A 1,785-nucleotide genomic window follows, 5' to 3' on the forward strand; every position below is an offset into this window, starting at 1 on the left:
GCAAGCGCAAAGCGATTTTCGCTTCTCCACTTTCTCTACAGATTCGCAGTTCAGGATGATCATCGAAACCTGAATCCCCACGAGATCGTTCATCATGAAAATCACCCGGAAACTCCTGTGCGCCAGCCTGCTGTGCATGTCCGCGTTCGCCATGGCGCAAGGTGGCCCCCCACCCAGCGTCGAGCAACGGGTCCAGGGCATGACCGAGCATCTCGGCTTGACTGCCGAGCAACAGGCATCAGTGACCACACTGCTCCAGGACAACATGGGATCGGGAAAGGACAGGGAAGCCAGCCGCGCCGCAGTTGACGCCGGCCTGATGTCGATCCTGACCGAAGACCAGTATGTCGAGTTCAAGGCTGCCCAGCCGAACCGTGAAGGCAGGCCGCAAGGCCGCGGGCCGGGTGGAAAGGGCGGTGGTGCAGACCGATGAGGTCGAGTCTCCAGTCCCTGGGCATTGGCCTCGGTCTTGTCGGTGCCGCATGCGGATTCTCTGGCGATGCTGTTGCCCTTCAGGTCGCCACCTCGTCTGACGACAGCGCTCCATCCGGCGTGGTCGATGAGGTTTTCCGCGATGGATTCGAGCTGGTCGTGGATGCCGGTTATGGCCTTGTCTCCGTCGCGGGCAGAAGCCTGCAGTTGAATGCATTTGCCAGCGGCTATACCGAGTTGTCGTGGCAACAAGTCGAAGGCCCGACAACCTCACTCAGCAGCAATTCTGTCCTCAATCCGATTCTGACCCTGCCGGCCGTTGCTTCCAGCCAGACCCTTGTCTACGAGCTGACAGCTTCCAACGGAGCCGGCTCGGCGGTTGCCGATCGTGTATCGGTTGAAATCTGGGTGGGCGCGGACAGCTCAGCGGACCGCACCGTCCTCGGTGACTTTTCTTCGCGTTCGCAGTGGTCGTGCGACAAGCTTCCGGTGGCTGCTCCGGCAGTGGCGGTGTCAGACAATGGAGCGAAAACCGCCATCACCGGCAACGGCATCCCTGACCACACCACGGGCACGTTCCCGAATGCCGGCAACCCGAACACGATCAGCGGGCAAGTCGTTGCCTATGAATTTTCAAACACGCCCACGCTGACCGGCATTGCAACCGACATGCAGGAGTTTGGTGTCAGCCTCAATGGCGTGAAGCTTGAGCGCGACACCGCCGAGAGCTACCTGAACCAGCGCGTGTGGAGTTACGAGGCGATCACGCCCGGCCTGGCTGAACAGAGCACGGCCGGTGCGCAATTCACCTGGCTCGGTACGGATTGCAACAACGCCCATGTGCAGCCTACTGGTGCGTATCACTATCACGGCCTGATGGAGAGCGTGATCAATGCGCTGGGCGAAACCAATGGCGTGCCTTCACGGATGATTCTTGGTGGCTACGCGGCGGATGGATTTCCCTACTACCTGCGCTATGGCTACAACGATCCCGATGACGCGAACAGCGGCCTGCGTGTGATCCAGGCCAGTTGGGAATTGCGTTCGGGGACTCGAGCCAGCGCACCATTCGGCGCCTATGACGGAACCTTCCGGCAGGATTGGGAGTACGTGGCGGGGTCGGGTGATACCGATCAATGCGGCGGGCGCTTCGGTGTAACTCCGGAATACCCGGGCGGCATCTACTACTACACCATCACCGATGATTACCCCTACATCCCGCGATGCGTATTCGGCACACCCGATCCGTCATTCAGGGCCATGATGGGACCACCGATGCCATGAATGCGATCAGGCATTCATTGCGATGGGTCGCGATGGTGGCTGCTATCGCGACCGCACCCGGCGCATGGG

2 protein-coding genes are annotated in these 1,785 nt (G+C 60.6%); both read left to right on the forward strand.

The annotated features are described in order from the left end of the window. Positions 1–94: 94 nt before the first annotated feature. The gene (locus WBP53_RS09400; protein WP_423928234.1) at positions 95–433 is read left to right on the forward strand and encodes a hypothetical protein; all 339 of its coding nucleotides are present in this window, start codon (positions 95–97) and stop codon (positions 431–433) included. Beyond that, positions 430–1,716: a YHYH protein gene (locus tag WBP53_RS09405; protein ID WP_423928236.1), complete on the forward strand. Its 1,287-nt coding sequence runs from the start codon at positions 430–432 to the stop codon at positions 1,714–1,716. Before WBP53_RS09400 ends, WBP53_RS09405 begins: the two co-directional genes overlap by 4 nt. The last annotated feature ends 69 nt before the right edge of the window (positions 1,717–1,785 follow it).

This window comes from Dokdonella sp., assembly GCF_049593775.1.
Classification (GTDB): domain Bacteria; phylum Pseudomonadota; class Gammaproteobacteria; order Xanthomonadales; family Rhodanobacteraceae; genus Dokdonella.